Origin of the sequence: Streptomyces sp. NPDC086989 (assembly GCF_044745505.1) — a bacterium.
GTDB lineage: Bacteria > Actinomycetota > Actinomycetes > Streptomycetales > Streptomycetaceae > Streptomyces.
The window spans coordinates 433,564-455,304 of the sequence record NZ_JBIVAL010000006.1 but is presented as its reverse complement, the minus strand read 5'-3'; the positions used below and the strand labels follow the sequence as shown (position 1 = coordinate 455,304).

Annotated in this window: 23 protein-coding genes; 10 read left to right on the top strand and 13 right to left on the bottom strand. The window is 72.3% G+C overall.

Features of this window, described 5'->3' with window-relative positions; genetic code table 11:
• Positions 1-3 precede the first annotated feature (3 nt).
• The 8 genes from ACIPK4_RS17685 to ACIPK4_RS17650 are packed head-to-tail and all read right to left on the bottom strand — an operon-like array spanning position 4 to position 7,012.
• Positions 4-897 carry a DUF5936 domain-containing protein gene (locus tag ACIPK4_RS17685; RefSeq protein WP_402313539.1) on the bottom strand — a complete coding sequence of 298 codons (894 nt, stop codon included), beginning with the start codon at positions 895-897 and terminating at the stop codon, positions 4-6.
• A gap of 13 nt (positions 898-910) precedes the next feature.
• Positions 911-1,849, bottom strand: a complete 939-nt coding sequence (locus tag ACIPK4_RS17680) for a type II secretion system F family protein (protein WP_402313537.1) — start codon at positions 1,847-1,849, stop codon at positions 911-913.
• Positions 1,846-3,192: a CpaF family protein gene (locus ACIPK4_RS17675; protein WP_402313535.1), complete on the bottom strand. Its 1,347-nt coding sequence runs from the start codon at positions 3,190-3,192 to the stop codon at positions 1,846-1,848. The genes ACIPK4_RS17680 and ACIPK4_RS17675 overlap by 4 nt, the downstream gene beginning before the upstream one ends.
• Positions 3,189-3,614, bottom strand: coding sequence for a TadE/TadG family type IV pilus assembly protein (locus ACIPK4_RS17670; protein ID WP_402313533.1), 426 nt, complete (start codon positions 3,612-3,614; stop codon positions 3,189-3,191). The genes ACIPK4_RS17675 and ACIPK4_RS17670 overlap by 4 nt, the downstream gene beginning before the upstream one ends.
• A 1-nt stretch (position 3,615) precedes the next feature.
• Positions 3,616-3,996 carry a TadE/TadG family type IV pilus assembly protein gene (locus ACIPK4_RS17665; protein WP_402313532.1) on the bottom strand — a complete coding sequence of 127 codons (381 nt, stop codon included), beginning with the start codon at positions 3,994-3,996 and terminating at the stop codon, positions 3,616-3,618.
• A 3-nt stretch (positions 3,997-3,999) separates the two neighbouring features.
• A complete protein-coding gene (locus ACIPK4_RS17660) occupies positions 4,000-5,292 on the bottom strand; it encodes a CpaE family protein (RefSeq protein WP_402313531.1) in 1,293 nt (430 codons plus the stop codon).
• A 7-nt stretch (positions 5,293-5,299) separates the two neighbouring features.
• Positions 5,300-6,001: a Flp pilus assembly protein CpaB gene (gene cpaB, locus ACIPK4_RS17655; RefSeq protein ID WP_402313529.1), complete on the bottom strand. Its 702-nt coding sequence runs from the start codon at positions 5,999-6,001 to the stop codon at positions 5,300-5,302.
• Between the two features lie 39 nt (positions 6,002-6,040).
• Positions 6,041-7,012: a hypothetical protein gene (locus ACIPK4_RS17650; RefSeq protein ID WP_402313527.1), complete on the bottom strand. Its 972-nt coding sequence runs from the start codon at positions 7,010-7,012 to the stop codon at positions 6,041-6,043.
• 383 nt (positions 7,013-7,395) lie between these two features.
• On the opposite strand from ACIPK4_RS17650, the gene ACIPK4_RS17645 reads away from it, so the two are divergent.
• A complete protein-coding gene (locus ACIPK4_RS17645) occupies positions 7,396-9,090 on the top strand; it encodes a chitinase (protein ID WP_402313526.1) in 1,695 nt (564 codons plus the stop codon).
• A 124-nt stretch (positions 9,091-9,214) separates the two neighbouring features.
• Positions 9,215-10,552, top strand: coding sequence for a M14 family metallopeptidase (locus ACIPK4_RS17640; RefSeq protein WP_402313524.1), 1,338 nt, complete (start codon positions 9,215-9,217; stop codon positions 10,550-10,552).
• 72 nt (positions 10,553-10,624) lie between these two features.
• On the opposite strand, the gene ACIPK4_RS17635 is transcribed toward ACIPK4_RS17640, so the two are convergent.
• Both ACIPK4_RS17635 and ACIPK4_RS17630 read right to left on the bottom strand, forming a co-directional pair.
• Positions 10,625-11,035 (bottom strand): RidA family protein, encoded by a 411-nt coding sequence (locus ACIPK4_RS17635; protein ID WP_402313522.1) that lies wholly within the window; start codon positions 11,033-11,035, stop codon positions 10,625-10,627.
• On the bottom strand, positions 11,032-11,793 hold the full coding sequence (locus ACIPK4_RS17630) for an IclR family transcriptional regulator (RefSeq protein ID WP_402313520.1): 762 nt from the start codon (positions 11,791-11,793) through the stop codon (positions 11,032-11,034). The genes ACIPK4_RS17635 and ACIPK4_RS17630 overlap by 4 nt, the downstream gene beginning before the upstream one ends.
• 154 nt (positions 11,794-11,947) lie before the next feature.
• On the opposite strand from ACIPK4_RS17630, the gene ACIPK4_RS17625 reads away from it, so the two are divergent.
• The 4 genes from ACIPK4_RS17625 (at position 11,948) to ACIPK4_RS17610 (ending at position 16,170) form a co-directional block, all read left to right on the top strand.
• Positions 11,948-13,225, top strand: a complete 1,278-nt coding sequence (locus ACIPK4_RS17625) for an amino acid deaminase (RefSeq protein WP_402313519.1) — start codon at positions 11,948-11,950, stop codon at positions 13,223-13,225.
• A gap of 13 nt (positions 13,226-13,238) precedes the next feature.
• Positions 13,239-14,810 carry an amidohydrolase family protein gene (locus tag ACIPK4_RS17620; RefSeq protein WP_402313517.1) on the top strand — a complete coding sequence of 524 codons (1,572 nt, stop codon included), beginning with the start codon at positions 13,239-13,241 and terminating at the stop codon, positions 14,808-14,810.
• Between the two features lie 95 nt (positions 14,811-14,905).
• A complete protein-coding gene (locus tag ACIPK4_RS17615) occupies positions 14,906-15,916 on the top strand; it encodes a YdcF family protein (RefSeq protein WP_402313515.1) in 1,011 nt (336 codons plus the stop codon).
• A 68-nt stretch (positions 15,917-15,984) separates the two neighbouring features.
• The gene (locus ACIPK4_RS17610) at positions 15,985-16,170 is read left to right on the top strand and encodes a hypothetical protein (RefSeq protein ID WP_054224160.1); all 186 of its coding nucleotides are present in this window, start codon (positions 15,985-15,987) and stop codon (positions 16,168-16,170) included.
• A gap of 83 nt (positions 16,171-16,253) precedes the next feature.
• Here ACIPK4_RS17610 and ACIPK4_RS17605 read toward each other — a convergent pair whose 3' ends face one another.
• Positions 16,254-16,865 (bottom strand): hypothetical protein, encoded by a 612-nt coding sequence (locus ACIPK4_RS17605; protein ID WP_402313513.1) that lies wholly within the window; start codon positions 16,863-16,865, stop codon positions 16,254-16,256.
• 137 nt (positions 16,866-17,002) lie between these two features.
• Between ACIPK4_RS17605 and ACIPK4_RS17600 the strand changes: the two genes are divergently transcribed.
• Positions 17,003-17,449 carry a nitroreductase/quinone reductase family protein gene (locus ACIPK4_RS17600; RefSeq protein ID WP_054224161.1) on the top strand — a complete coding sequence of 149 codons (447 nt, stop codon included), beginning with the start codon at positions 17,003-17,005 and terminating at the stop codon, positions 17,447-17,449.
• An 87-nt stretch (positions 17,450-17,536) separates the two neighbouring features.
• Here ACIPK4_RS17600 and ACIPK4_RS17595 read toward each other — a convergent pair whose 3' ends face one another.
• Positions 17,537-18,013 (bottom strand): macro domain-containing protein, encoded by a 477-nt coding sequence (locus ACIPK4_RS17595; RefSeq protein WP_402313511.1) that lies wholly within the window; start codon positions 18,011-18,013, stop codon positions 17,537-17,539.
• A 300-nt stretch (positions 18,014-18,313) separates the two neighbouring features.
• On the opposite strand from ACIPK4_RS17595, the gene ACIPK4_RS17590 reads away from it, so the two are divergent.
• Together ACIPK4_RS17590 and ACIPK4_RS17585 are read left to right on the top strand one after the other, a co-directional pair.
• Positions 18,314-19,525, top strand: coding sequence for a pyridoxal phosphate-dependent aminotransferase (locus ACIPK4_RS17590; protein ID WP_402313509.1), 1,212 nt, complete (start codon positions 18,314-18,316; stop codon positions 19,523-19,525).
• A 107-nt stretch (positions 19,526-19,632) separates the two neighbouring features.
• Complete coding sequence (locus ACIPK4_RS17585; protein WP_402313507.1) at positions 19,633-20,046, top strand: hypothetical protein; 414 nt, start codon at positions 19,633-19,635, stop codon at positions 20,044-20,046.
• A 54-nt stretch (positions 20,047-20,100) separates the two neighbouring features.
• Here ACIPK4_RS17585 and ACIPK4_RS17580 read toward each other — a convergent pair whose 3' ends face one another.
• Entirely contained in the window at positions 20,101-20,520 is a 420-nt protein-coding gene (locus tag ACIPK4_RS17580; RefSeq protein ID WP_159044302.1) for a hypothetical protein, read from the bottom strand.
• Positions 20,521-20,663: 143 nt separating this feature from the next.
• Here ACIPK4_RS17580 and ACIPK4_RS17575 point away from each other — a divergent pair, with 143 nt between their 5' ends.
• Entirely contained in the window at positions 20,664-21,740 is a 1,077-nt protein-coding gene (locus ACIPK4_RS17575; protein WP_402313505.1) for a hypothetical protein, read from the top strand.
• Position 21,741 lies beyond the last annotated feature (1 nt).

Genomic DNA, 21,741 nt, shown 5'->3' with positions numbered 1-21,741 from the left:
GGCTCATCCGCCTCCGAGCATCGCGCCGAAGTCGACGTCCGCGCCGTACACGAAGCCGCACACGAGCAGGATCAGCGTGCCCGGCAGCATGAACATCGTGACTGCGAACGTGGCCTTGGGGACGGCCCGGGCGGCTCGCCGCCGGGCGTTCTGGGCGTCGGTGCGGCGCATGTCCTCGGCGATCGCGATCAGCGTCTCGACGATCGGCGAGCCCAGCTCCTCGCCCTGCTGGAGCGCGGTCACGAACTGCGCGACCTGCTCGGAGTCGTTGCGCCGGCGCAGTTCGTCGAAGGCCTGGCGGCGGCTGACGCCCATGTCCATCTGCTGGAGGGTGATGCGGATCTCGTCGGACCAGGGTCCCTCGTACTTGGCGGCGACCCGCTCCAGCGCCTGCCGGAAGCCGAGCCCGGCGCTCACCACGACCGCCAGCACGTCGAGGAAGTCCGGCAGCGTCCGCTCGATGTGGTCGCGGCGGACCCTGATCGCCGACCACAGGCCGACCTCGATCCAGAAGAGGCCGAAGGCGACCATCAGCAGGGCGGGTACGAGCTGCCCGTTGATCAGCATCGAGAAGGCGCCGAGGGCTCCGAGGAATCCGTAGACCGCGCGGCGCGCCGCGTACCGGTCGATGGTCAGGCCGGCCGGGTTGCCCGCCATGTCGATCTGGCGGCGCTTGCGGGCGACCCGGTTCGGGCCCATGAGGCGCAGGACGAGCGGCGCCCATCGGATGCCGAGCCGGTCGACGGCCGAGCCGACGGCGGTCGTACGGGTGGCGCCGACCTCCAGGGCGAGCGCGAGGTCGCTCGGCAGTCTGGTGTCGGCGCGGTAGAGGCGGATGCCGTGGAAGACGCCGAGGACCGACACCCCCAGCAGCAGGGCCAGCAGCAGAGCGGTCATGTCCGTCGCCCCCTCACACGTCGATCTTCGAGAGGCGGCGGATCAGGACGAATCCCAGGGTGAAGAGCCCGATCGCCACCAGTACCGCCGTCTGGCCGATGAACGCGCCGGTCATCCGGTCCAGCGCGCCCGGCATCATCACGTTGACCAGCAGCAGCGAGCCCAGCCCGATGGCCGGTACGAGGTAGGCCGTCACGGTCACCTGGGACAGCTGGGTGCGGATCTCGCGCCGCGTCTCCTTGCGCTGCTCCAGCGTCACGGTCAGGTTGCGCAGGCTGCCGACGATCGCGCCGCCCGCCCGCGCGGACAGGACGAGGGTGGAGACGAGGACGACCAGTTCCCGGGACGGCAGCCGCTGCGCGATCTCGCCGAGCGACTCCTCGATGGAGTGGCCGACGGCGAGGCGGTCGGCGACGCGCGAGAGTTCCTCGCCCGCCGGTGCCTCCAGTTCCTCCGCCGCTATGGCGATGGCCGTGCGCAGGGCCAGTCCGGCCTGGGTGGCGTTGGCGAGGATGCGGGCGAGTTCGGGGAGCTGGTTGATGAAGCGCTCGGTGCGGCGGGCCCGCTGCCAGTTGAGGAAGGCGTCGGCCGCCCACAGGCCGATCAGGCCGGCCACCGGGCCGAAGAACGGCGCCAGGAAGCTGGCCGCGACGAGCCAGACGCCGGCCACCGACATCAGCATGTAGACGAAGAACTCGCCGGGGGTGAGGTCCAGGCCGGTGACGGCCAGCTTCACCTCGATCCGCTTGCCGAGCGCGGTCTTGCGCAGGCGCCGGTCCACGCCGGCGAAGCGGCGCCTGCGGCCCGTCGGCGGCGGTGCTCCGTCCGTGGCGAGGCGTTCGATGAGGGCGGCGCGCTGGGCGCGGCCGGCGGCGTAGGCGTGGGCGCCGGCGATCACGAGGACGCCGGCCAGCAGCGTGGCGCCGAGGGTGAGGAGGATCAATGGGTTCACAGGGCGGTCCGGGTGATGCGGGTGGCGAGCTGGTCGTCGGACAGGGCGACCCCGAAGGCCTGCGGGATCGGCTGGTTGTTCATGTAGAGGCGGTCCGCGATCCGGCGGGGCAGCGGGAAGTACTCGAAGCGGCCGTGGACCCGGCCGTCGGGGCCCATGGGCTGTGCGGCGAACCGGCAGACGGTGGTGATTCGGAAGGGTTCCCGGCCGTGCGAGTCGAGGATGGAGATCTCGGTGACGCGGCGCGAGCCGTCGCCGAAGCGGGTCAGCTGGACGACCACGTTGACCGCGCTGTTGATCTGGTCCTGGAGGGCTTCGAAGGGGACTTCCACCTCGGACATCGAGGCGAGGGTCTGCAGGCGCATCAGGGCGTCCTCGGCGCTGTTCGCGTGGACGGTGGCCAGGGAGCCGTCGTGGCCGGTCGACATCGCCTGGAGCATGTCGAGGGTCTCGCCGCCGCGGACCTCGCCGACGATGATGCGGTCGGGGCGCATGCGCAGGGAGTTGCGTACGAGGTCACGGATGGTGATCCGGCCCTTGCCCTCCACGTTCGCCGGGCGGGATTCGAGGCGGATGACGTGCGCCTGCTGGAGCTGGAGTTCCGCCGAGTCCTCGATGGTGATGATCCGCTCGCCCTCCGGGATCAGTCCGGAGAGGGCGTTGAGGAGGGTGGTCTTCCCGGTGCCGGTGGCGCCCGACACGATGACGTTCATCTTCGCCTGGACCAGCCCGGACAGCAGCAGGAGCATCTGCTCGTCCAGCGAGCCGAGGCCGATCATCTCGTGCAGGGTGAACGCGCGCGGGAAGCGCCGGATCGTGAGGGTGGCCCCGGTCAGGGACAGCGGCGGGATGATCACGTTGACGCGTTCGCCGCTGGGCAGGCGTGCGTCGACCATCGGATTGGCCTCGTCGACGCGGCGGTTGACGGTGGAGACGATGCGCTCGATGGTCTGCATCAGCTGGTCGTGCGAGGCGAAGCGCAGGGGCAGCTGCTCCACCCGGCCGGCGCGTTCGACGAAGATCTGGTCCGGGCCGTTGACCATGATCTCGGAGATCGAGGCGTCTTCGAGGAGCGGTTCGAGCACGCCGAGGCCGAGCGCCTCGTCCACGACCCGGCGGATCAGCTGCGCCCGCTCGACGGTGGACAGGACCGGCCCCTCGCGGCTGATGATGTGCCCGAGGACGCGCTCCAGCCGGGCCCGCCGCTCGGCGGGGGCGAGCGCCGACATCTCGGCGAGGTCGATCTCCTCCAGCAGTTTGGCCCGGTACGCGGAGACCAGCCGGCCGTCCTCGCGGGGACTGTGCCGGTCGTCGGGGGTGTTGACCCGGGAACGCAGGCTCATGGACGGGCTCCGCTCGGGTCGTCGTTGGGCATGACGGCTGTGGCCCTGGCGGCATCGATGGAGAGGCCGGGCACGATGGACTTGACCGGGATCGAGACCCTCGCGGTGACCGCGTCGGGACCCTTGGCGATCTCGACGCTCGGGTCGAGGCCGGAGCTGACGGCTGCCGTCCCCGCCGCCGCCCCGGCGCCCGGGTTGCGGGCCTCCACGCGTGCGGCGGTGCGGGCGGCGGTCTCGGCCTGCTGGTGGACGTAGCCGACCCAGCCGAGCTGGATCCCGCACAGCGCGACGAACAGCAGGACGGGGATGAACCCGATGTACTCCAGGGCCACTTGCCCCCGGTCCCGGAACTGATCCCGGACCCGGAACTGATGCCGGACCCGCTGCCGGGCGTCGGAGCGGATGCGCCGCCGGTGTCCCATGTCAGCCCGCCTCCTCTTCGGTCGCCGCGCCGCCCGTGCCCGTGATCTCGCCGAAGTTCAGGCCGGGGTAGAGGACGGGGATCTTGAGCGTGACCCTCGCCCTGTAGACGTCGCCGGACGCGCCGCACGACGCCGTCATGCCCCACGCTCCGCCGATGTGCCTGCCCGCGGCGCTCTCGCAGGCCGCGCCGCCGTGCACCGCCCCCGCCCGGGCCGCCTCGTCCGCCGCGTTGCCCGCCAGGGAGAACGCGTACCCGATCAGTACGCACTCCCACACCGCCGCCACGAGCAGCAGGATCAGCGGCACCATGCCGACGAACTCGACGGCCACCTGGCCGCGGTCACCCCGGGCCGCGCCCCGGACGGGTCTGCGCGCGGGCATCCGTCAGCCCTCCCGGCCGCGGCGCAGCCAGGGGCCGGCCGCGCGGGCGACCGCTCCGGGGGTCCGTACGGCGAGGGCCGCGCCCGGGGTCCCCGGGGCGGCGGCGCCGGGTTCCGCCGTGGCCGGGGGTGTCAGCAGGCCGAGTTCGCCGGCCAGCGTCCACAGGGCCTGCTTGACGCTGGAGCGGTTGTCCAGGTCCTGCAGCCGGCCCGCGTCGACCACCGCCTGGAGCTCCTTGAAGGCGGCCGGGACCGGGGTCCGGGTGGCCCGCGTCTTGGTGATCCTCTCGATGAGCGCGGGCTGGATCTCCGTGTGCTTGCTCCAGCGGTTGACCACCATGGCGGTGTCCTCCGCCTTGCGGACCTGGAGCCGTTCCCACATCCGGACCAGGCGCTTGGCGGCCCGGACGGAGACCACGTCGGGGGTGGTGACCAGGACGGCCACGTCCGCCGACTCCACCGCCGCCGCGTTCGCGCCGGTGACCTGGGTGCCGCAGTCGACGACGACGAGCTCGTACCGGCCGCGCAGGGCGGCGACGATGTGCCGGGCGGCGCGTTCGTCGACCTCCTCGCCGCGTTCGCCTTCGGCCGGGGCCAGCAGCAGGGCCAGTCCGGTCCGGTCGTCGTAGACGGCGTCCTGCAGCACCCGCGGCGAGATGTCCTGGATGCCGGCGAGGTCGGCGATCGAGCGGCGGAACTGCACGTCGAGGTACGAGCCGACGTCGCCGGCCTGGAGGTCCATGTCGACCAGGGCGGTACGCCGTCCCGAGGCGGCCGCGGCGAGCGCGAACTGCACGGCGGTGAAGGTGGTGCCGACACCGCCCTTGGCTCCGCTCACCGTGACCACCTTGCCGCCGGGGCCGCTGAACACGTCGGCTCCGCGGCCCAGGTGGCGGCGTACGCCCACGGACCACTGCGCGGCGGCCTGGACACGGGCGGCGAGTTCCTCGTACGCGAGCGGCAGCCCGATCAGACCGCGCGCCCCGGAGTCCATGGCGGCCGAGAACAGCGCCGGGCCGGCGTCCGAGGACAGCAGCACCACACCCACCGCCGGGAAGCGGAGCGCGACCTCGCGGATGAGGTCGAGGGCGGGCACCGGACCGATCCGCTCGTGGACGAGGACCACCTCGGGCAGTTCGTCGACGGACTCGGCGGCCAGCCGGCCCAGGGTGTCCAGCAGCGAGGTGGAGTCGGGGACCGGGGCGCCGGGCTCGGCCGCCGGGAGCTGGCTGAGGAGGGTGGAGATGGCGCGGGCGGCGTCCGGGTCGCCGGCCGCGGGGAGGATTCGGGTGGTCATCCGGGCCTCACTTGTCCCCGTCGAGGGTGTACGTGCGGTCGCCCGCTCCGGGCGCGGAGTCGGTGCCGGGGGCCACCAGCGCCAGGCGTACGTGCTCCGCGAAGGACTCGGCGTAGGCGACGCGCTGGGTGTCCTTGGTGTTCAGGGCGAAGGTGATCGGGACCGCCTCGGCGGGGCCCTTCCTGTCGCTGTCCTTGTCGAGTGCGGTGAGCTTGCCGACGTTCAGGACGCGGGCGTTCGCGACGATGATCACCGAGCGCGAGGGCTCGGTGTCCTTGGCGCCCTTGAAGGTGGCGATGATGTTGACCTTGGCGCCGGAGTAGATCTTCCCGGCCACTCCGGTCGCGGCGTCGATCATGATCGCGATCTCCTGCTCCCCGGGCTGGAGCTGCGGCTTGTCGACGAACATGCCCGCCTGGAGCAGCGATCCCTTGCGCAGGGCGGTGAGCGTGATCTTGTCCTTGAGCTGGCCGAGGTCGGTGACGGCGGTGTCGGACAGCCAGCGCCTGGGGATGGAGACCTCCTCGAACTGGCCCGGCGTGAGCGGGCTGTACGGGGCGATGTCGCCCTTGGCCCGGTAGGCGACGACCTCGGCCCCGACCTTGGAATTGACGTCGCCGATCACCACGAGGACCCCGCCGAACGCCGCGAGGGCGCACAGGACCGACAGGAGCAGCAGGATGACGCCGCGGCGCTGGCGTGAGTTCATGTGCCGTACTACCTCGCCGTTCTTCGATCGTTCGGGCGGTCAGTGTCTTGGTCCGGGGGCGCCGGAGAAGGCCGGGGGCGTCGTCCGGCCCCCGTTCCCGGCCGGCGGCGGTGCGGCCAGCGGCGCGGCGCAGAACCCGCACCGGTCGCCGATGAGTTCGAGGCCGCACCAGTGGCACTGCTCGCGCCGGACGGAGGCGACGAGCTGGTAGAGCACGGCGGGGTCGGGGATGGCGGCGGCGAACTCCACGAGCTTCGGCGTGGCCCACCAGACGGGCGAGTCGGCCGGGAGCGGGTTCTCCATCACGCCCTGGACCCGCCAGGCGGGGGCGAGTTCGGCCGCGACCCAGTCGGAGGCCAGCTGGCCGCGTGCGAAGGTGAGGTGGGTGGCGAACGCGGGCCCGGGCGGCAGTCCGGCACGTGCGCCGTGCGCGCCCGCGCCGTGCGAGCCCCCGCCATGGGCCCGGCCACCGTGCGCCCGGCCGCCGTGGCCGCCGCCGGAGCCGGTCAGTTTGACCAGGTGCGGGGTCGGGTGGGCCAGTACGGCGAACTGCGCGTTCGGCGACCACGAGCGGGCGTGCGCCTTGAGGCCGACGGGGACCCGGTCCAGTCTGGCGACGGAGCCCAGCAGGGCCCCGGCGTGGATGTAGTGGGACAGCAGCCGGGCGGCGGAGGCGATGAGCCCGGGGCTGAAGTCGCAGACGCTGAGCTGGCGCAGCTGACGTACCAGCAGGGCCGTGGCCAGCGGCGGCAGATCGATGTCGAGGAGGGCGATCCGGTCCGTCTCGAGGATGGCCCGCACCGTGTGCAGCCGCTGGACGGTCGTCGCCGGAAGCCAGGGCGGCACGACGGCCACGAGGTGGCCGTGGCGCTCCAGCAGGGCGCTCGTCTCGGCGACCGCTCCCGCCAGGTCGAGTTGTCCGGGCGGGTGCAGGACGACGGCCGGCGGCGTGTGCCGGTCAGGGGCCGGCAGCACCAGATCGGCGCTGGTGACGGCAATGGCGGTCGGCACGCGAATCCCCCTGTTCACCCCGTACGCCCCATACGTCGGCGCCGTCGTCGCGTACGCGCACCCTGCGCGACCGCAAACGATCGGTGCCCTTCCCCCGTGCTCCAGCACCATATCCGCGTCGTCCCTGGCAGGGCAGGGCCTTGGTGATTCCCGTCCTGCGGGCCCCTGTCACAGGTGGCGGGAAAACCGGACAACCGGGATCGGACGCCCAATCAATTCAAGCCACATTGCAAAGAGCCTTGACAGGGGGATTGGTCTGGACCAACTTGGGGCCAGCGCGCCGGCACCTGCCGACGGGGCTTCCCCCACCGCCCGGCCCCGGGCATTCGCCCGCGTGTTCCACCACCCCCTTTCACATCCCCTTCTCCCCCCACGGAGACCACGTGAACCACATACGCTCGCTCGCCCTGCTGGGCGCCGCCACCCTGACCGCAGGCGGGCTGACCGCCCTCGCGACCGGCACCGCGCAGGCCGCCGACGTCAACGTCGCCCGCAACGGAGGCTTCGAGTCCGGTCTCGCCGACTGGAGCTGCACCGCCGGCAGCGGGGCCGTCGTCTCCTCTCCCGTCCACGCCGGGGCCGCCGCCCTCAGGGCCACTCCGTCGGGACAGGACAACGCGCAGTGCAGTCAGACCGTCACGGTCAAGCCGAACTCGACGTACACGCTCAGCGAGCAGGTGCAGGGCTCGTACGTCTACCTCGGCGTGACGGGGACCGGCACGCAGGACACGTCCACCTGGACCCCGGGATCGGGCGGCGGCTGGCAGCAGCTGTCGACCACGTTCACGACGGGGGCGAACACCACCAAGGTCACGGTGTGGACGCACGGCTGGTACGGGCAGCCCGCGTACGTCGTCGACGACTTCAGCGTCTTCGGCCCGGACGGGGGCGGCGGCACGGACCCCGGCCCGTCCGTCCCCGGCGCCCCCGCCGGGACCGCCGTTTCCGGCCAGAGCGCGAACGGGCTCACCCTTTCGTGGAACGCGGTCGGCGGGGCCACCGGCTACTACGTCTACCAGGACGGCGTGCGCGTCAAGACCGTGACCGGCTCCCCCGCCCCGATCACCGGACTCGCCTCGGCCACCTCGTACTCCTTCCAGGTGAGCGCGTACAACGCGGCGGGCGAGGGGCCGAAGTCGGCGGCGGTGACCGGCACGACGACCGGCGGCGGGAACCCGGACCCGAACCCCTCGGTCCCCAGGCACGCGCTGACCGGCTACTGGCAGAACTTCAACAACGGCGCGACCGTCCAGAGGATCTCCGACGTCCCGTCCCAGTACGACATCATCGCCGTCTCGTTCGCCGACGCCACGGCCACGCCCGGGGCCATCACCTTCAACCTCGACTCGGCGGGTCTCGGCGGCTACACGGTGGCCCAGTTCAAGGCGGACGTCGCCGCCAGGAAGGCGGCCGGCAAGTCCGTGGTCCTCTCCATCGGCGGCGAGCGGGGCACCATCTCGGTGAACGACTCGGCCTCGGCGAACAACCTGGCGAACTCGGCGTACGCGCTGATGCAGGAGTACGGCTTCAGCGGGATCGACATCGACCTGGAGAACGGCCTCAACCCGACCTACATGACGCAGGCGCTGCGCTCGCTGTCCGCCAAGGCGGGGCCCTCGCTCGTGCTCACCATGGCGCCGCAGACCATCGACATGCAGTCCACGGCGGGCGGCTACTTCAAGACGGCGCTGAACGTCAAGGACATCCTGACCGTCGTCAACATGCAGTACTACAACAGCGGCTCGATGAACGGCTGTGACGGCAAGGTCTACGCGCAGGGCTCGGTGGACTTCCTCACCGCACTGGCCTGCATCCAGCTGGAGGGCGGCCTCGACCCCTCGCAGGTGGGCATCGGCGTGCCGGCCTCGCCGAGCGGCGCGGGCAGCGGGTACGTCTCCCCGACCGTCGTGAACAACGCGCTGGACTGCCTGGCCAGGGGCACGAACTGCGGGTCCTTCAAGCCTTCGAGGACCTACCCGGGGCTGCGCGGCGCGATGACCTGGTCGACCAACTGGGACGCCAAGGCGGGTGGCGCTTGGTCCAACGCGGTGGGTCCGAAGGTTCACAGCCTGCCCTAGGCGGTACGTGTGGGGGTGGCCGTCCCGAGATTTTGGCCGGTTTGCAGTTCTTGACCGGGACATGCCACAAGAGCACGCTGTGCGCGTCCGCACGGCTACCCCCACCCTCCACCCAGGAGAACGCATGCGGCTCCACACCCGACGCAGGGCCGCCGTCACGGCGGCCCTGCTCGCTCTCGCGCTCGGCGCACCCGCCTACGGCATGAGCGCGACGGCGGCCCCGCCACCGACCCCCTCGACCGCCACCCAGGACGAGGCGGTCACCCAGTACGAGATCAAGGGCCCGGCCACGGCGGCCGAGCGAACGGCCCTGCTCCGCACGGGCGTCTCGATCGACGAGGTCGACGCCCGCTCGGTCGTCGTCAGCGCCGACCCCATGCAGGCCCGGCAGCTGCGGGCGCTCGGCTACACGCTGACCGCCCTGCCCGGGCCACCGGACCGCTCGGAGCGGGGCGTCGCGGCGAACCCGATGGACTTCCCGTCCAAGGACTCGATGTACCACAACTACGCCGAGGCGAGCGCGGAGATCGACCAGCGCATCGCCCAGTACCCCTCGATCATGAGCAAGAAGGTGATCGGGAGGTCGTACCAGGGCCGGGACATCGTCGCGATCAAGATCAGCGACAACGTCGCGACCGACGAGAACGAGCCCGAGGTGCTCTTCACGCACCACCAGCACGCCCGCGAGCACCTGACCGTCGAGATGGCGCTGTACCTGATCAAGGAGTTCGGCTCCAAGTACGGCAGCGACGCGCGGATCACCGACATGGTCAACGCCCGCGAGATCTGGATCGTGCCGGACCTCAATCCGGACGGCGGCGAGTACGACATCGCCACCGGCTCCTACCGCTCCTGGCGCAAGAACAGGCAGCCGAACTCCGGCTCCTCGTACGTCGGCACCGACCTGAACCGCAACTGGGACTACAAGTGGGGCTGCTGCGGCGGCTCCAGCGGCAGCAAGAGCTCCGAGACCTACCGCGGCGCGGCCGGCGAGTCGGCCCCCGAGGTGAAGGTGGTCGCGGACTTCGTGCGCAGCCGGGTGGTCGGCGGCAAGCAGCAGATCACCGCCGCCATCGACTTCCACACGTACAGCGAGCTGGTGCTGTGGCCGTTCGGCTGGACGTACAACGACACCGCGCCGGGCATGACGGCCGACGACCTCGCCGTGTACAAGACCATCGGCACCAGCATGGCGCGCAGCAACGGCTACACCCCGGAGCAGTCGAGCGACCTGTACATCACGGACGGGACGATCGACGACTGGCTGTGGGGCAACCAGAAGGTCTTCGCCTACACCTTCGAGATGTACCCGTCCGACACGGGCGGCGGGGGCGGCTTCTACCCGCCGGACGAGGTGATCGACCGCGAGACGGCGCGCAACCGCGACGCCGTCCTGCAACTGCTGGAGAACGCGGACTGCATGTACCGCTCGATCGGGAAGCAGTCGCAGTACTGCGTGTGACGGCTGCCCGGACCGGGGGCGCCCCACCGCCAGGGGGGCGCCCCTTCCGGCGCCCCCCTGGCGGGCCGTCGGCTATCCGAGGACGGCGAGGGCGTCGATCTCGATGAGCAGGCCCGCGGGCAGCCCGACGTAGACCGTGGTGCGGGCGGCCGGGGCCTCCTTCAGGCCCTGCTCCTCGAAGTAGCCGTTGTAGAGGTCGTTCATCTCGGCGAAGTGCCCGGTGTCGGTGAGGTACACCCGGATCATCATCACGTCGTCCCAGCCCGCGCCGCCGGCCTCCAGGACGGAGCGCACGTTCTCCAGGGTCTGGAGGGTCTGCTCGCGCAGCGTCGGCCCGGCGGGGGTGGGCGCCCGCCCGTCCACGTGCGGGAGGAAGCCGACCTGGCCGGCGACCTGGAGGATGTTCCCCTTGCGCACGCCGTGCGAGAACCGCGCGGGCGGGGTGGTGTGGGTAACGGGCGTGATGGCGGTCTTGTCGGTCACGGGGTGTCGTCCTTGCGTACGGAGCCGCAGTACTCGCGGCTGATGGCGTCGGCGGTGCTCAGGACCACGGGCAGCAGTTCGAGCAGCCCCTCGGCGGTGACGACCACGCTCGTCGCGGAGACGGACAGCGCGGCGGCGACCCGCCCGTCCGGCCCGTGCACGGGCGCACCGAGGCAGTTGACGGACTCCTCGTGGCCGCCGAGGTCGGTGGCCCAGCCCTGCTCCCGTACGAGGTCCAGCTCGCGCAGGAAGGCCTGCGCGTCGGGGGTGGACCGCGCGGTGTAGCGGGGGTATTCGATGCGCTCGGCGAGGCTGCGGCGCTCGTCCTCGGGGAGGTCGGCGAGCAGCAGTTTCGCGACGGCGGCGACGGTGAGCGGGACGGGCCTGCCGATGCGGGAGTACATCCGGACCGGGTAGCGGCTCTCGACCTTGTCGATGTAGACGACCTCGTCGTCCTGGTGGAGGGCGAGGTGCACGGTGTGGCCGGTGAGCCGGTTGAGCTCCACGAGGTGCGGGTGGGCCACGGTGCGGACGTCCAGGCTCTCCACGGCCTCCGCGGCGAGCGCGAAGAGCTGGGCGCCGAGGCGGTAGCGGCCGTCGGGCTGGCGGTAGACGAACCCGTGTGCGTGGAGGGTGCGCAGGAGGCGCAGGGCGGTGCTCTTGTGGACGCCGAGCTCCGCGGCGACCTCGCCGAGGGCCGCCGGACCCCGCGCGAGCAGCGGCATGATCCGCAGGGCCCGCTCCACCGACTGACTCACGCCGTGTCCTCTCGGGCCGGTCTGCCGCGGTCCCCCGCGGCAGGGCGGACGTTGACCCGCCGTCACGCGGGATGTTAGACAGCTTGCAGCACCACGCGCAACGACCGTTGCAGCAGTCGCAACACCCTGCGCAAGACCCCGGGAGGCACCGCACATGCCCAGTGACCCCGTACAGGCCCTCGCGGCCGAACCGGTGGACCACCGCTTCAAGGGCCTCCCCCCGGACGCCGCCTCCCTCGGCCTCACCGTCGGCGCGCTGGCCGCCGAGCGCCGGGACCTGTACACCGGCGGGTTCACCACGCCGGTGCTGACCCTCGACGCCGAGGCGCTGGAACACAACCTCACCGCCCTCGGCGCGTACGCCGCCCGCCACGACCTGGCGTTCGCCCCGCACGGCAAGACCTGCATGGCGCCGCAGCTATTCCGCCGCCAGCTCGACCACGGCGCCTGGGGCATCACGGCCGCCGTCCCCCACCAGGTCCGCGTCTACCGCGCCTTCGGCATCGAGCGGATCTTCCTGGCCAACGAGCTCGTCGATCCGGCGGCGCTGCGCTGGGTGGCCGCCGAGCTCGCCGCCGACCCCGCCTTCCGCTTCGTCTGCTACGTCGACTCCGTGCGCGGCGTCCAGCTGATGGACCGGGCCCTGCAGGGGCAGTCCCAGGTCCTCGACGTCGTCGTCGAGCTCGGCGCCGGCGAGGGCGCCCGTACCGGTGCGCGGACCGACGAGGACTGCCGGGCCGTCGCCGACGCCGTGGCCGGGGCCGCCACCCTGCGCCTCGTCGGCCTCGCCGGGTACGAGGCCGAGGTTCCCGGAGCCGACCCGGACTCGGTCCACGCGTACCTGCGCCGGCTCACCGCGCTGGCCGTCGAGTTCGACAAGGCCGGGCGGTTCGCCGACGTCGACGAGATCGTGGTCAGCGCCGGCGGCTCCGCCTGGTTCGACGCCGTCGCCGACGTGTTCGCCGAGCTTCCGGAGCTGTCCCGGCCCGTCCTGCGGCTGCTGCGCTCCGGCGCGTACGTCTCCCACGACCACGGCTGGTACACGCGACTGACCCCCTTCAACCGGATCCCGGAGGAGGGCGGCCTGCGCCCCGCCTTCCGGCTCTGGACGCAGGTCGTCTCCCGGCCCTCTCCCACGCAGGCCTTCGTCAACGCCGGCAAGCGCGACGTCGCCTACGACCTGGGGCTGCCGGAGGCGGAGCTGGTCCGCGACGCCCTCACCGGCGCGGAGCGCCCGGCCGAGGGCGTCCGCGTGGTCAAACTGTCCGATCAGCACGCCTGGCTGGAGACGGACTCGGCCGAGGACGTGCAGGTCGGCGACTGGGTGGCGCTCGGCATGTCCCACCCGTGCACGATCTTCGAGAAGTGGCCGCTGATCCCGGTGGTGGAGGCGGACGGCACGGTCACCGACTACGTGCGCACCTTCTTCTAGCGGAGCCGCGCCGGTGGACCTGGTCATCCGCGGGGCCCGCGTCGTCGACGGCACGGGCGGGCCCTCGTACACCGCCGACGTCGGCGTGCACGAGGGCCGGATCGCCGAGATCGGCCGGATCCGCTCCGGCGGTCTGCGCACCCTCGACGCGCACGGCCTGGCCCTGGCCCCGGGTTTCGTCGACATGCACGCGCACAGCGACCTCGCCCTGCTCCGCGACCCGGACCACAGCGCCAAGGCCGCCCAGGGCGTGACCCTCGAAGTCCTCGGCCAGGACGGTCTGTCGTACGCGCCCGTCGACGACCGCACCCTCGCCGGGGTGCGGGCCGCCATCACCGGCTGGAACGGCGCGGGCGACGACGTCCGGTTCGACTGGCGGGACGTGGGCGGCTACCTGGACCGGCTCGACCGCGCCGGCATCGCCGTCAACGCCGCCTACCTCGTCCCCCAGGGCACCGTCCGCGCGTACGCCCTGGGCTGGGAGGACCGTCCCGCCACGCCCGCCGAGCTCGACCGGATGCGGGGCCTCGTCGCCGAGGGCCTCGCCGAGGGAGCCGTCGGTCTGTCCTCCGGGCTCACCTACACCCCCGGCATGTACGCGTCCGGGGCCGAACTGACCGAGCTGTGCCGGGTGGTGGCCGCGTACGGCGGCTACTACTGCCCCCACCACCGCTCGTACGGGCGCGGCGCGCTCGCCGCGTACGCCGAGATGATCGCGCTGACCCGGGAGGCGGGCTGCGCCCTGCACCTCGCGCACGCCACCATGAACTTCGCGGAGAACGAGGGCCGGGCGGGCGAGCTCCTGGCCCTCCTCGACGAGGCCCTCGCCGCCGGCGCCGACATCACGCTCGACTCCTATCCGTACACCCCCGGCTGCACGACCCTCGTCGCGCTCCTCCCGGGCTGGGCGAACGAGGGCGGCCCCGATGCGGTCCTCGCCCGCCTGCGCGACGACGCCGAGGCCGAGCGGATCCGGTACGCGCTGGAGGTGACGGGGTCGGACGGCTGCCACGGCGTCCCCGTCGACTGGACCACGATCGAGATCTCGGGGACTGCGGACCCCGCGCACGGGGCGTCCGTCGGCACGCGCGTGCGGGACTGGGAGGACGCGCGGCGGCTGCTGCTGGCGGACCGGCTCGGGCCGACCGTCCTCCAGCACGTCGGCCACGAGGAGAACGTCCGAACGGTCATGCGCCACCGGGCCCATACCGGGGGGTCCGACGGCATCCTCCAGGGCGCGAAACCGCATCCGCGGGCGTACGGGACGTTCCCGCACTACCTCGGGCACTACGTGCGCGAGCTCGGCGTGCTCTCGCTGGAGGAGTGCGTGGCCCATCTGGCCGGCCGCCCCGCGGCCCGGCTGAGACTGCCCGACCGGGGCGCGGTCCGCCCCGGGTACCGCGCCGACCTGGTCCTCTTCGACCCGGACACGGTCGCGGCCGGGTCGACGTTCGAGCACCCGCGCGCGCTGCCGGCCGGCATCCCGCACGTGCTGATCGACGGCCGGTTCGTGATGCGCGACGGGCGCAGGACGGACGTGCGGGCCGGCCGTTCGGTCCGCAGGACCCCCTACCGCGGCCGCTGACGTCCTGCGTGCGGCAGGCGTTGCCGGCGCGGGCCCAACGACCGCGGGGGACGGGCCCCTTCGAGGTGCCGGACCGTCCGCCTACGATGGGCGGCATGTTCGCCTTTGTCCCCGCCGCACTGCTTTTCCTCCTCTTCTGCGTGAGTGTGCGGGAGGACCGCCGGCGTTTCCGGAACGCGGTCCTCCTGGGCCTCACCCTCATATGCGCGTCGATCGGGGTGCTGCTGCGGATACCTGAGCTGCCGTCACCCCTGGACGCGCTCGCGGTCCTGGTGGTGCTCACCGTGCCGACCGTCGGCACCCTCGTCCTCGCGGGCTACCTGATCCGCAACGGTCTGACGATGGTCCGCAAGGAGGGCCGCAGGCCGACCAATCTGCTGTCCATGGCGGCGGGGCTGGGGATCCTGGCGCTGATCGCGCTGGTCCTCGGGGTGGCCGGGCGGGGCTCCCGGGTCGCGGACACGTTGGTGGCGGGTCTGGTCCTGCTCGTCGGCTACGTCTCCTTCCTCTTCCTCTGCTTCCTCGTCTACGCCTTCCTCTATGCGCGGATCACGGTGCGCGGCGACGTCGACTACGTGGTGGTGCTGGGCTCCGGTCTGATCTGCGGTGAGCGGGTGTCGCCGCTGCTGGCCTCCCGGCTGGAGAAGGGACGGCAGATCCACGCCGCCCAGGCGGCCCGCGGCGGCCGGGTGCCGCTGCTGCTGGTCTCGGGCGGCCAGGGGACGGACGAGAAGCTCTCGGAGGCGCGGGCGATGGCCGACTGGCTGATCGCGCGGGGCTTCCCGGAGGACGGGATACGGCTGGAGGACCGCTCCCGCACGACGAGGGAGAACCTGGCCTTCAGCCGCACGATCATGGCCGAGGCCGATCCCGGCTACCGCTGCGTGGTCGTCACCAACAACTTCCACGCCTTCCGGGCCGCGATGACCGCCCGCAGGGCCGGGGTCAACGGCCAGGTGCTGGGATCCCCCACCGCCACGTACTTCTGGCCGAGCGCCACCCTGCGCGAGTTCGTCGCGGTGTTCTGGGAGCACCGGACGGTCAACCTCGGCATCTGCGCGGCCATCGCCGCCCTGACCGCGGCGGCGGCCGTCGCCGCCATGTAGCCGACGTGCGTTCATGGCCGTGCCGCCGGAGGATGAGGGGATCGGGGGGCATTCCGAGGAGGTAACCGATGGACAGTGAATCGGACCAGCAGCCCAACCGGCCGGCCAAGCTGTACAGCGGCGGGGAGCGGCCGTACGACCCTGAGGACCTCGTGATGGTGCAGGGGATGGAGCCGACTCCGGAGCGGCTCGAGAAGGCGCGCCAGCTGATCGAGAAGGAGGGTCCGCAGGTCATCGAGCGCTACCTGCCCTAGCGGGGCGGTGGCGCGGGACGAAAGCTGCTGGCGGCCCCGGCCCGGGCATCCCCCGGCCGGGGCCACACGTGTGCCGCCCCTGCCTACGGGGCGCTGCCGGAGGCGGCCGCAGGAGCCTCGGCGGCCCCGGCGGCTTCGGCAGTCCCGGCGGCACCGGCGGCCGCGGCGGCTTCGCGGTGCACGCTCCACAGGACCGAGCCGAGCAGCAGCGCTCCCGGCAGGATCCCCGCGACCACGGCGACGGCCGCCCGGGGCGAGCCGAGGGCGCACAGCACCAGGCCCGCGGCGCCGCACGCCGACATCGCGGCGGCCAGCCGGTTCAGCGCGGGCATCCGCCAGACGGCCGCGAGCCCGAAGAAGTGCACTCCGACCACGAACGCGATCCACGCGACCACGGCGTCCGGAGCGTCCAGCGGCCCGTTGAGGACGAGGATCCCGGCCGCGCCGGCGATCACCTCGGCGCCCACCACGTACCCGTAGCGCCGGCCGAAGTACGACGGCGCCCCGGCGCCCTCGCGCGCGGCCGGCAGGGGCGCGGGGCTGCGGCGCACGCCGCGAAGCACGGCCAGGAAGGCGATCAGCGCCAGCGCCCGCAGGGGTACGGCGGCGGCTGTCGGCAGGGCGGCCGCGTTCACCTGGACGAAGGCGAGCCCGAATGTCGCGCCGATGATGCGGCCCGTCTTTTCCCTTGTCATGTCCATAGTTTCACCGATGATGATCATGGTGCACAACGCGGATACCCGCGGTACGGCGCGCCACTGCGGCCGACCGCATCCAGAATCGGAGAAGGATCGTTAAGCCGCGCGGGGGGTCTGATTCCGGAGGCACCGCCATGCAGACGATCACCATCGACTGGGACCACCCCACCGACCCGAAGCCCGGCCGCGAGCGGGACCACGTACAGGACTACGTGGCGACCGGCGGACTCGACGGCCACCTCTGGCACGGGGTCCCCACGCTCCTGCTCACCACATTCGACCGCGCCACGGGCCGGACCGCCCGGACCCCGCTGATCTACTCGACCGACGCGGACCGGCACATCGTGCTCGCGGCCGACTGGGGCGCCCCGGAGCACCCGGCCTGGTACCGGAACCTGACCGCCCACCCCGAGGTGCGCCTCCAGGTCGGCGGAGCCGTCTTCCAGGCCACGGCCCGCACGGCGTGCCCGGCGGAGCGGGACGTCTACTGGCCGGCGATGGCGGCCCTGTGGCCCCTCTTCGACGACTACCGCAGCGCAGCGGCCCCCCGCGAGATCCCCCTGGTGATCATCACCCGGTAGCGCCCGCCCCGCGCCAGCGGCCCCGCCCGCGCCCGGGCGGGGCCGCCCGGCCGGATTCGCCCGGCCGGATTCGCCCGGGCGGAGCGCTCAGGCGAAGTCGTAGACCGTCACGGCCACGTCCCGGGCACACAGGGCCCCGGTGACCAGCGGCTCGATGCGCGACCACTTGCCGCCGGCCAGGCCGCATCCGATGCGCGGCATGTGGACCGAGGCCCCCCGCTCGAGCGCGTGCCCCGCCAGGGCCGTGAGGCAGCGCTCCACGGCGTCGTAGCGGATCGGGGGGCCGCCGCTGCCCGTGCGTATGCCGCGCTGGCCGACCATGTTGGCCACCCAGACGTCCTCCCGCACCCGGACCAGCTGGACGGCGCCCAGGCCGAAGTCATTGCCGCTGCGGCGGCGGTGCCAGGCCCGGAACTCCTTCTCGGGCTCGGGCCAGCGCTTCGAGAGCGCCACCACGAAGCCCTTGCCCCATCCGCCGATGTCGTTGCACACATGCGCGATGATCTTCGGCCCCTTGGCCTGCGGGCTGGTCGCGTCCCCCGCGATGATCCTCAGCTGCTCCACGTCGTGCCCCCTCTCCCCACTCGCGACCCTACGGGCAGCCACTGACACAACGACGCCGCGGCCCGCACCCCGGGTGACCCCGCGGTGCCCTGAAGTGACCCCGAAGTGACGAGTGCAACACCGCCGCTCGCCCGCACCCCTGCACTCACCCATTCCGCAGGCCGGAGCGCCCGGTGGCCGCCGTTTCCAAGGGTGGACCCCACCAGCACCCTCCCATCGCGCGAAACAGGACATATCCCACCCCCTGTCCCTGCTCGCAATACCCCGGCGGACCGGCCGTCCGGCCCGTAAGCTCCCGTCATGCAGGTGATCCAGTCAACGAAACTCGCCAATGTCTGCTACGAGATCCGCGGCCCCGTCCTCGAAGAGGCGATGCGGCTCGAAGCAGCAGGTCATCGCATCCTCAAGCTGAACACCGGCAACCCCGCGGCCTTCGGCTTCGAGTGCCCGCCGGAGATCCTCGAGGACATGCTCCGCAACCTGGGCGACGCCCACGGGTACGGGGACGCGAAGGGGCTGCTCTCCGCGCGCCGCGCGGTCATGCAGCACTACCAGACCAAGGGCATCGAGCTGGACGTCGAGGACATCTACCTCGGCAACGGCGTCTCCGAGCTGATCCAGATGTCGATGCAGGCGCTGCTCGACGACGGCGACGAGGTCCTCGTCCCCGCGCCGGACTACCCGCTGTGGACCGCCTCCGTCTCACTGGCCGGCGGCACCGCCGTGCACTACCGCTGCGACGAGCAGTCCGACTGGATGCCGGACCTCGCCGACATCGAGCGCAAGGTCACCGACCGCACCCGCGCGATCGTGATCATCAACCCGAACAACCCGACCGGCGCCGTCTACGACGACGAGATGCTGCGCGGGCTCACCGACATCGCGCGCCGCCACAACCTGGTCGTCTGCTCCGACGAGATCTACGACCGGATCCTCTACGACGGAGCCACGCACACCAACACCGCCACGATCGCCCCGGACCTGCTGACCCTCACGTTCAACGGGCTGTCCAAGAACTACCGCGTCGCCGGCTACCGGGCCGGGTGGATGGCGGTCTGCGGCCCCAAGAAGCACGCCTCGTCGTACATCGAGGGCCTGACGATCCTGGCGAACATGCGACTGTGCGCGAACATGCCCTCGCAGCACGCCGTCGCGACGGCCCTCGGCGGCCGGCAGTCGATCAACGACCTGGTACTGCCGGGCGGGCGGCTGCTGGAGCAGCGCGACACGGCCTACGACCTGCTGACCCAGATCCCCGGCATCACCTGCGTGAAGCCCAAGGGCGCGCTGTACCTCTTCCCGAAGCTCGACCCGGCCGTCTACAAGATCAAGGACGACCGCCAGATGGTCCTCGACCTGCTGCGGGCCGAGAAGATCATGGTGGTCCACGGAACCGGCTTCAACTGGACCGAGCCCGACCACTTCCGCATCGTGACGCTGCCGAACGCCAAGGACCTGGCGGATGCGGTGACCCGGATCGGCACGTTCCTGGACGGGTACGGCCAGCACTAGGCCGACAGGGCCTAGGGCCCGCCCCCGCGTACCAGATACCGGACCGAGCACAACTTTAGAACCAATCCAATGTAGGATGGCCTCCTGACCAGACAGGAGGCCTCCTCATGTACGAGCCGATCCGCACCAAGTCGGTCGTCCACCGTGTGGGCGGCCACCACTGCGACCCGCAGGCCGGATACCCGCGGAGCAGCCGCGCCGAAGCGCTGGACACCCAGCTCGCCGGTCATCTCGCCGCCCTGCTCACCGTCACCGACGAGCTCGGCCTCGACGGCGCCGCCGCCCGGATCGCCGCCCAGGTGACGCGGCTGCGCGGCGCCGAGCCCGCCCGCGCACCGCACGCCGACGTCACCGGCGCCGCCGAACTCGCCGCCCTGCACCAGCGGGCCCACGACCTCGCCGGCCGCGCACTGGTCGTCGCCGCGTCCCGCGCCGACACCACCGTCGCGATCCTGGCCGCCGAGCGCATGGACGCCCACGCCGCCGCCCTGGCCCCGCAGCACCTGGCCGGCAGCCTCTGACCGGCCCCGGTCCGGGGCCGCGGAGGCTCCGGACCGGGCGCCATGACCCTGCGGCTACGGCGCCGCCGTGAACTCGGCGGCGGCGACCCCGCACCACGGCACCGTCGCGGCCGGCCACACCGGCCCGACCGCCTCGCCGCGCTCCGTCGCGCCCGGGGCCACCCCGGGGATCCTCACCAGCGCCTGGGCCGCCCGCTCGCCCGGCTCCGCATCGGCCTTCTCGCGGAACTCCACCGTGACGACGTACGCGCCGACCGCACCGGGCCGTCCCGCCACGTCCACCGCCGCGACCACCCGCCGGCTCCCGGCGTCGATCCGGCACCCGGTGACCCGTACGTCCTCCACCGCGGGCCGCGGCGGCGCCGCACCCGGCTCACCGCTGGCCCACACGTACAGGCCCAGCGGGGCGAACACCAGCAGGCCGGCCACGACCGTCAGGCCGACCACCCAGCCCTGCCACTTCAACGCGCTCACGCCCATGGGACGATCCTCCCGGCCTGCCGCCCCGCCTGCCAGCACCGGCCGATCCACACAGCATTTCGAAGTGGGACCGCCTGGACACCTGACGTTCATTCGACTTCGCTCGGAATGTGGGTTTCCGCGAGCACGCTTCCCCTGTGAGACGCATCCTGGGAATCGCCCTGGCGGTCCTCCTCCTCGGCGGCGTGGCAGCCGTCGCGCTCGCCGGAGGAGAGAAGACCCCCACCACGGCAACGAAGACCGTGAAAGGCGTCATCGGGTCCGAGAAGTCCGCATACTTCCGCGACCCCGACGTCGTCAAAGCCCTGGCCGACAAGGGCTACACCGTGAAGACCGAAACGTCCGGCTCCTGGGCAATGGACCAACTCGCGCTCAAGGAGTTCGACTTCGCCTTCCCCGGCAGCAGTGAACCCGCCCCGGCGATCGAGGCCGCGGCCGGCGTCAAGGGCGCCCAGACCACCAAGCCCTTCTTCTCCCCGCTCGTGGTCATCGCCCGCGTCAACGCCGCCGAGGTGCTCGCCGGCAACGGCCTCGCCAAGATGACCGGCAAGAACTCGGGAACCCTCCTCATGGGCCCCTATCTCAAGGCCGCCGACGAGAAGCGCACCTGGCAGCAGCTGTCCGGCTCGGCCGCCCACCCCGAGCTGAGCGGCACCGTGTTCATCAAGACCACCGATCCGGCGACCTCCAACTCCGGGGCCCTGTTCCTCGCCGCCACCTCGAACGTCGCCAACGGCGACGACGTGGTCTCCGACCAGGCCGGAATCGACCGCACCGCGCCGCTGATGCAGAAGCTGATCTCCGTCCAGGGCGCCCTGGAGCCGAGCACCGACGACCCGTTCCGCGCCTTCGTCTCCGGCAGCGGCGAACCGCTGATCCTGGCGTACGAGTCCCAGGTCGCCGCCCTGCTCCAGCAGAAGCAGACCCCGGGCGACATGGTGGTGCTCTACCCGGACACCACCGTCAACTCCCCGCACACCTTCGTGCCGATCAGCGAGAACGCCAAGGAACTCGGCACCCTCCTCGCCGGCGACCCGAAGCTGCGCGAGCTGGCCGTCCGCCACGGGTTCCGGCCCCAGAACGGCGTGCCCGAGTTCACCGCGGCCACCGCCGCGCACGCCGCGTACCTCAACCCGGAGCTGACCGGCATCCGCCAGGTCAGCGCACCGACCGTCAAGATCCTCATGGCGCTGGCCGAGCGCGCGAAGGGGTAGG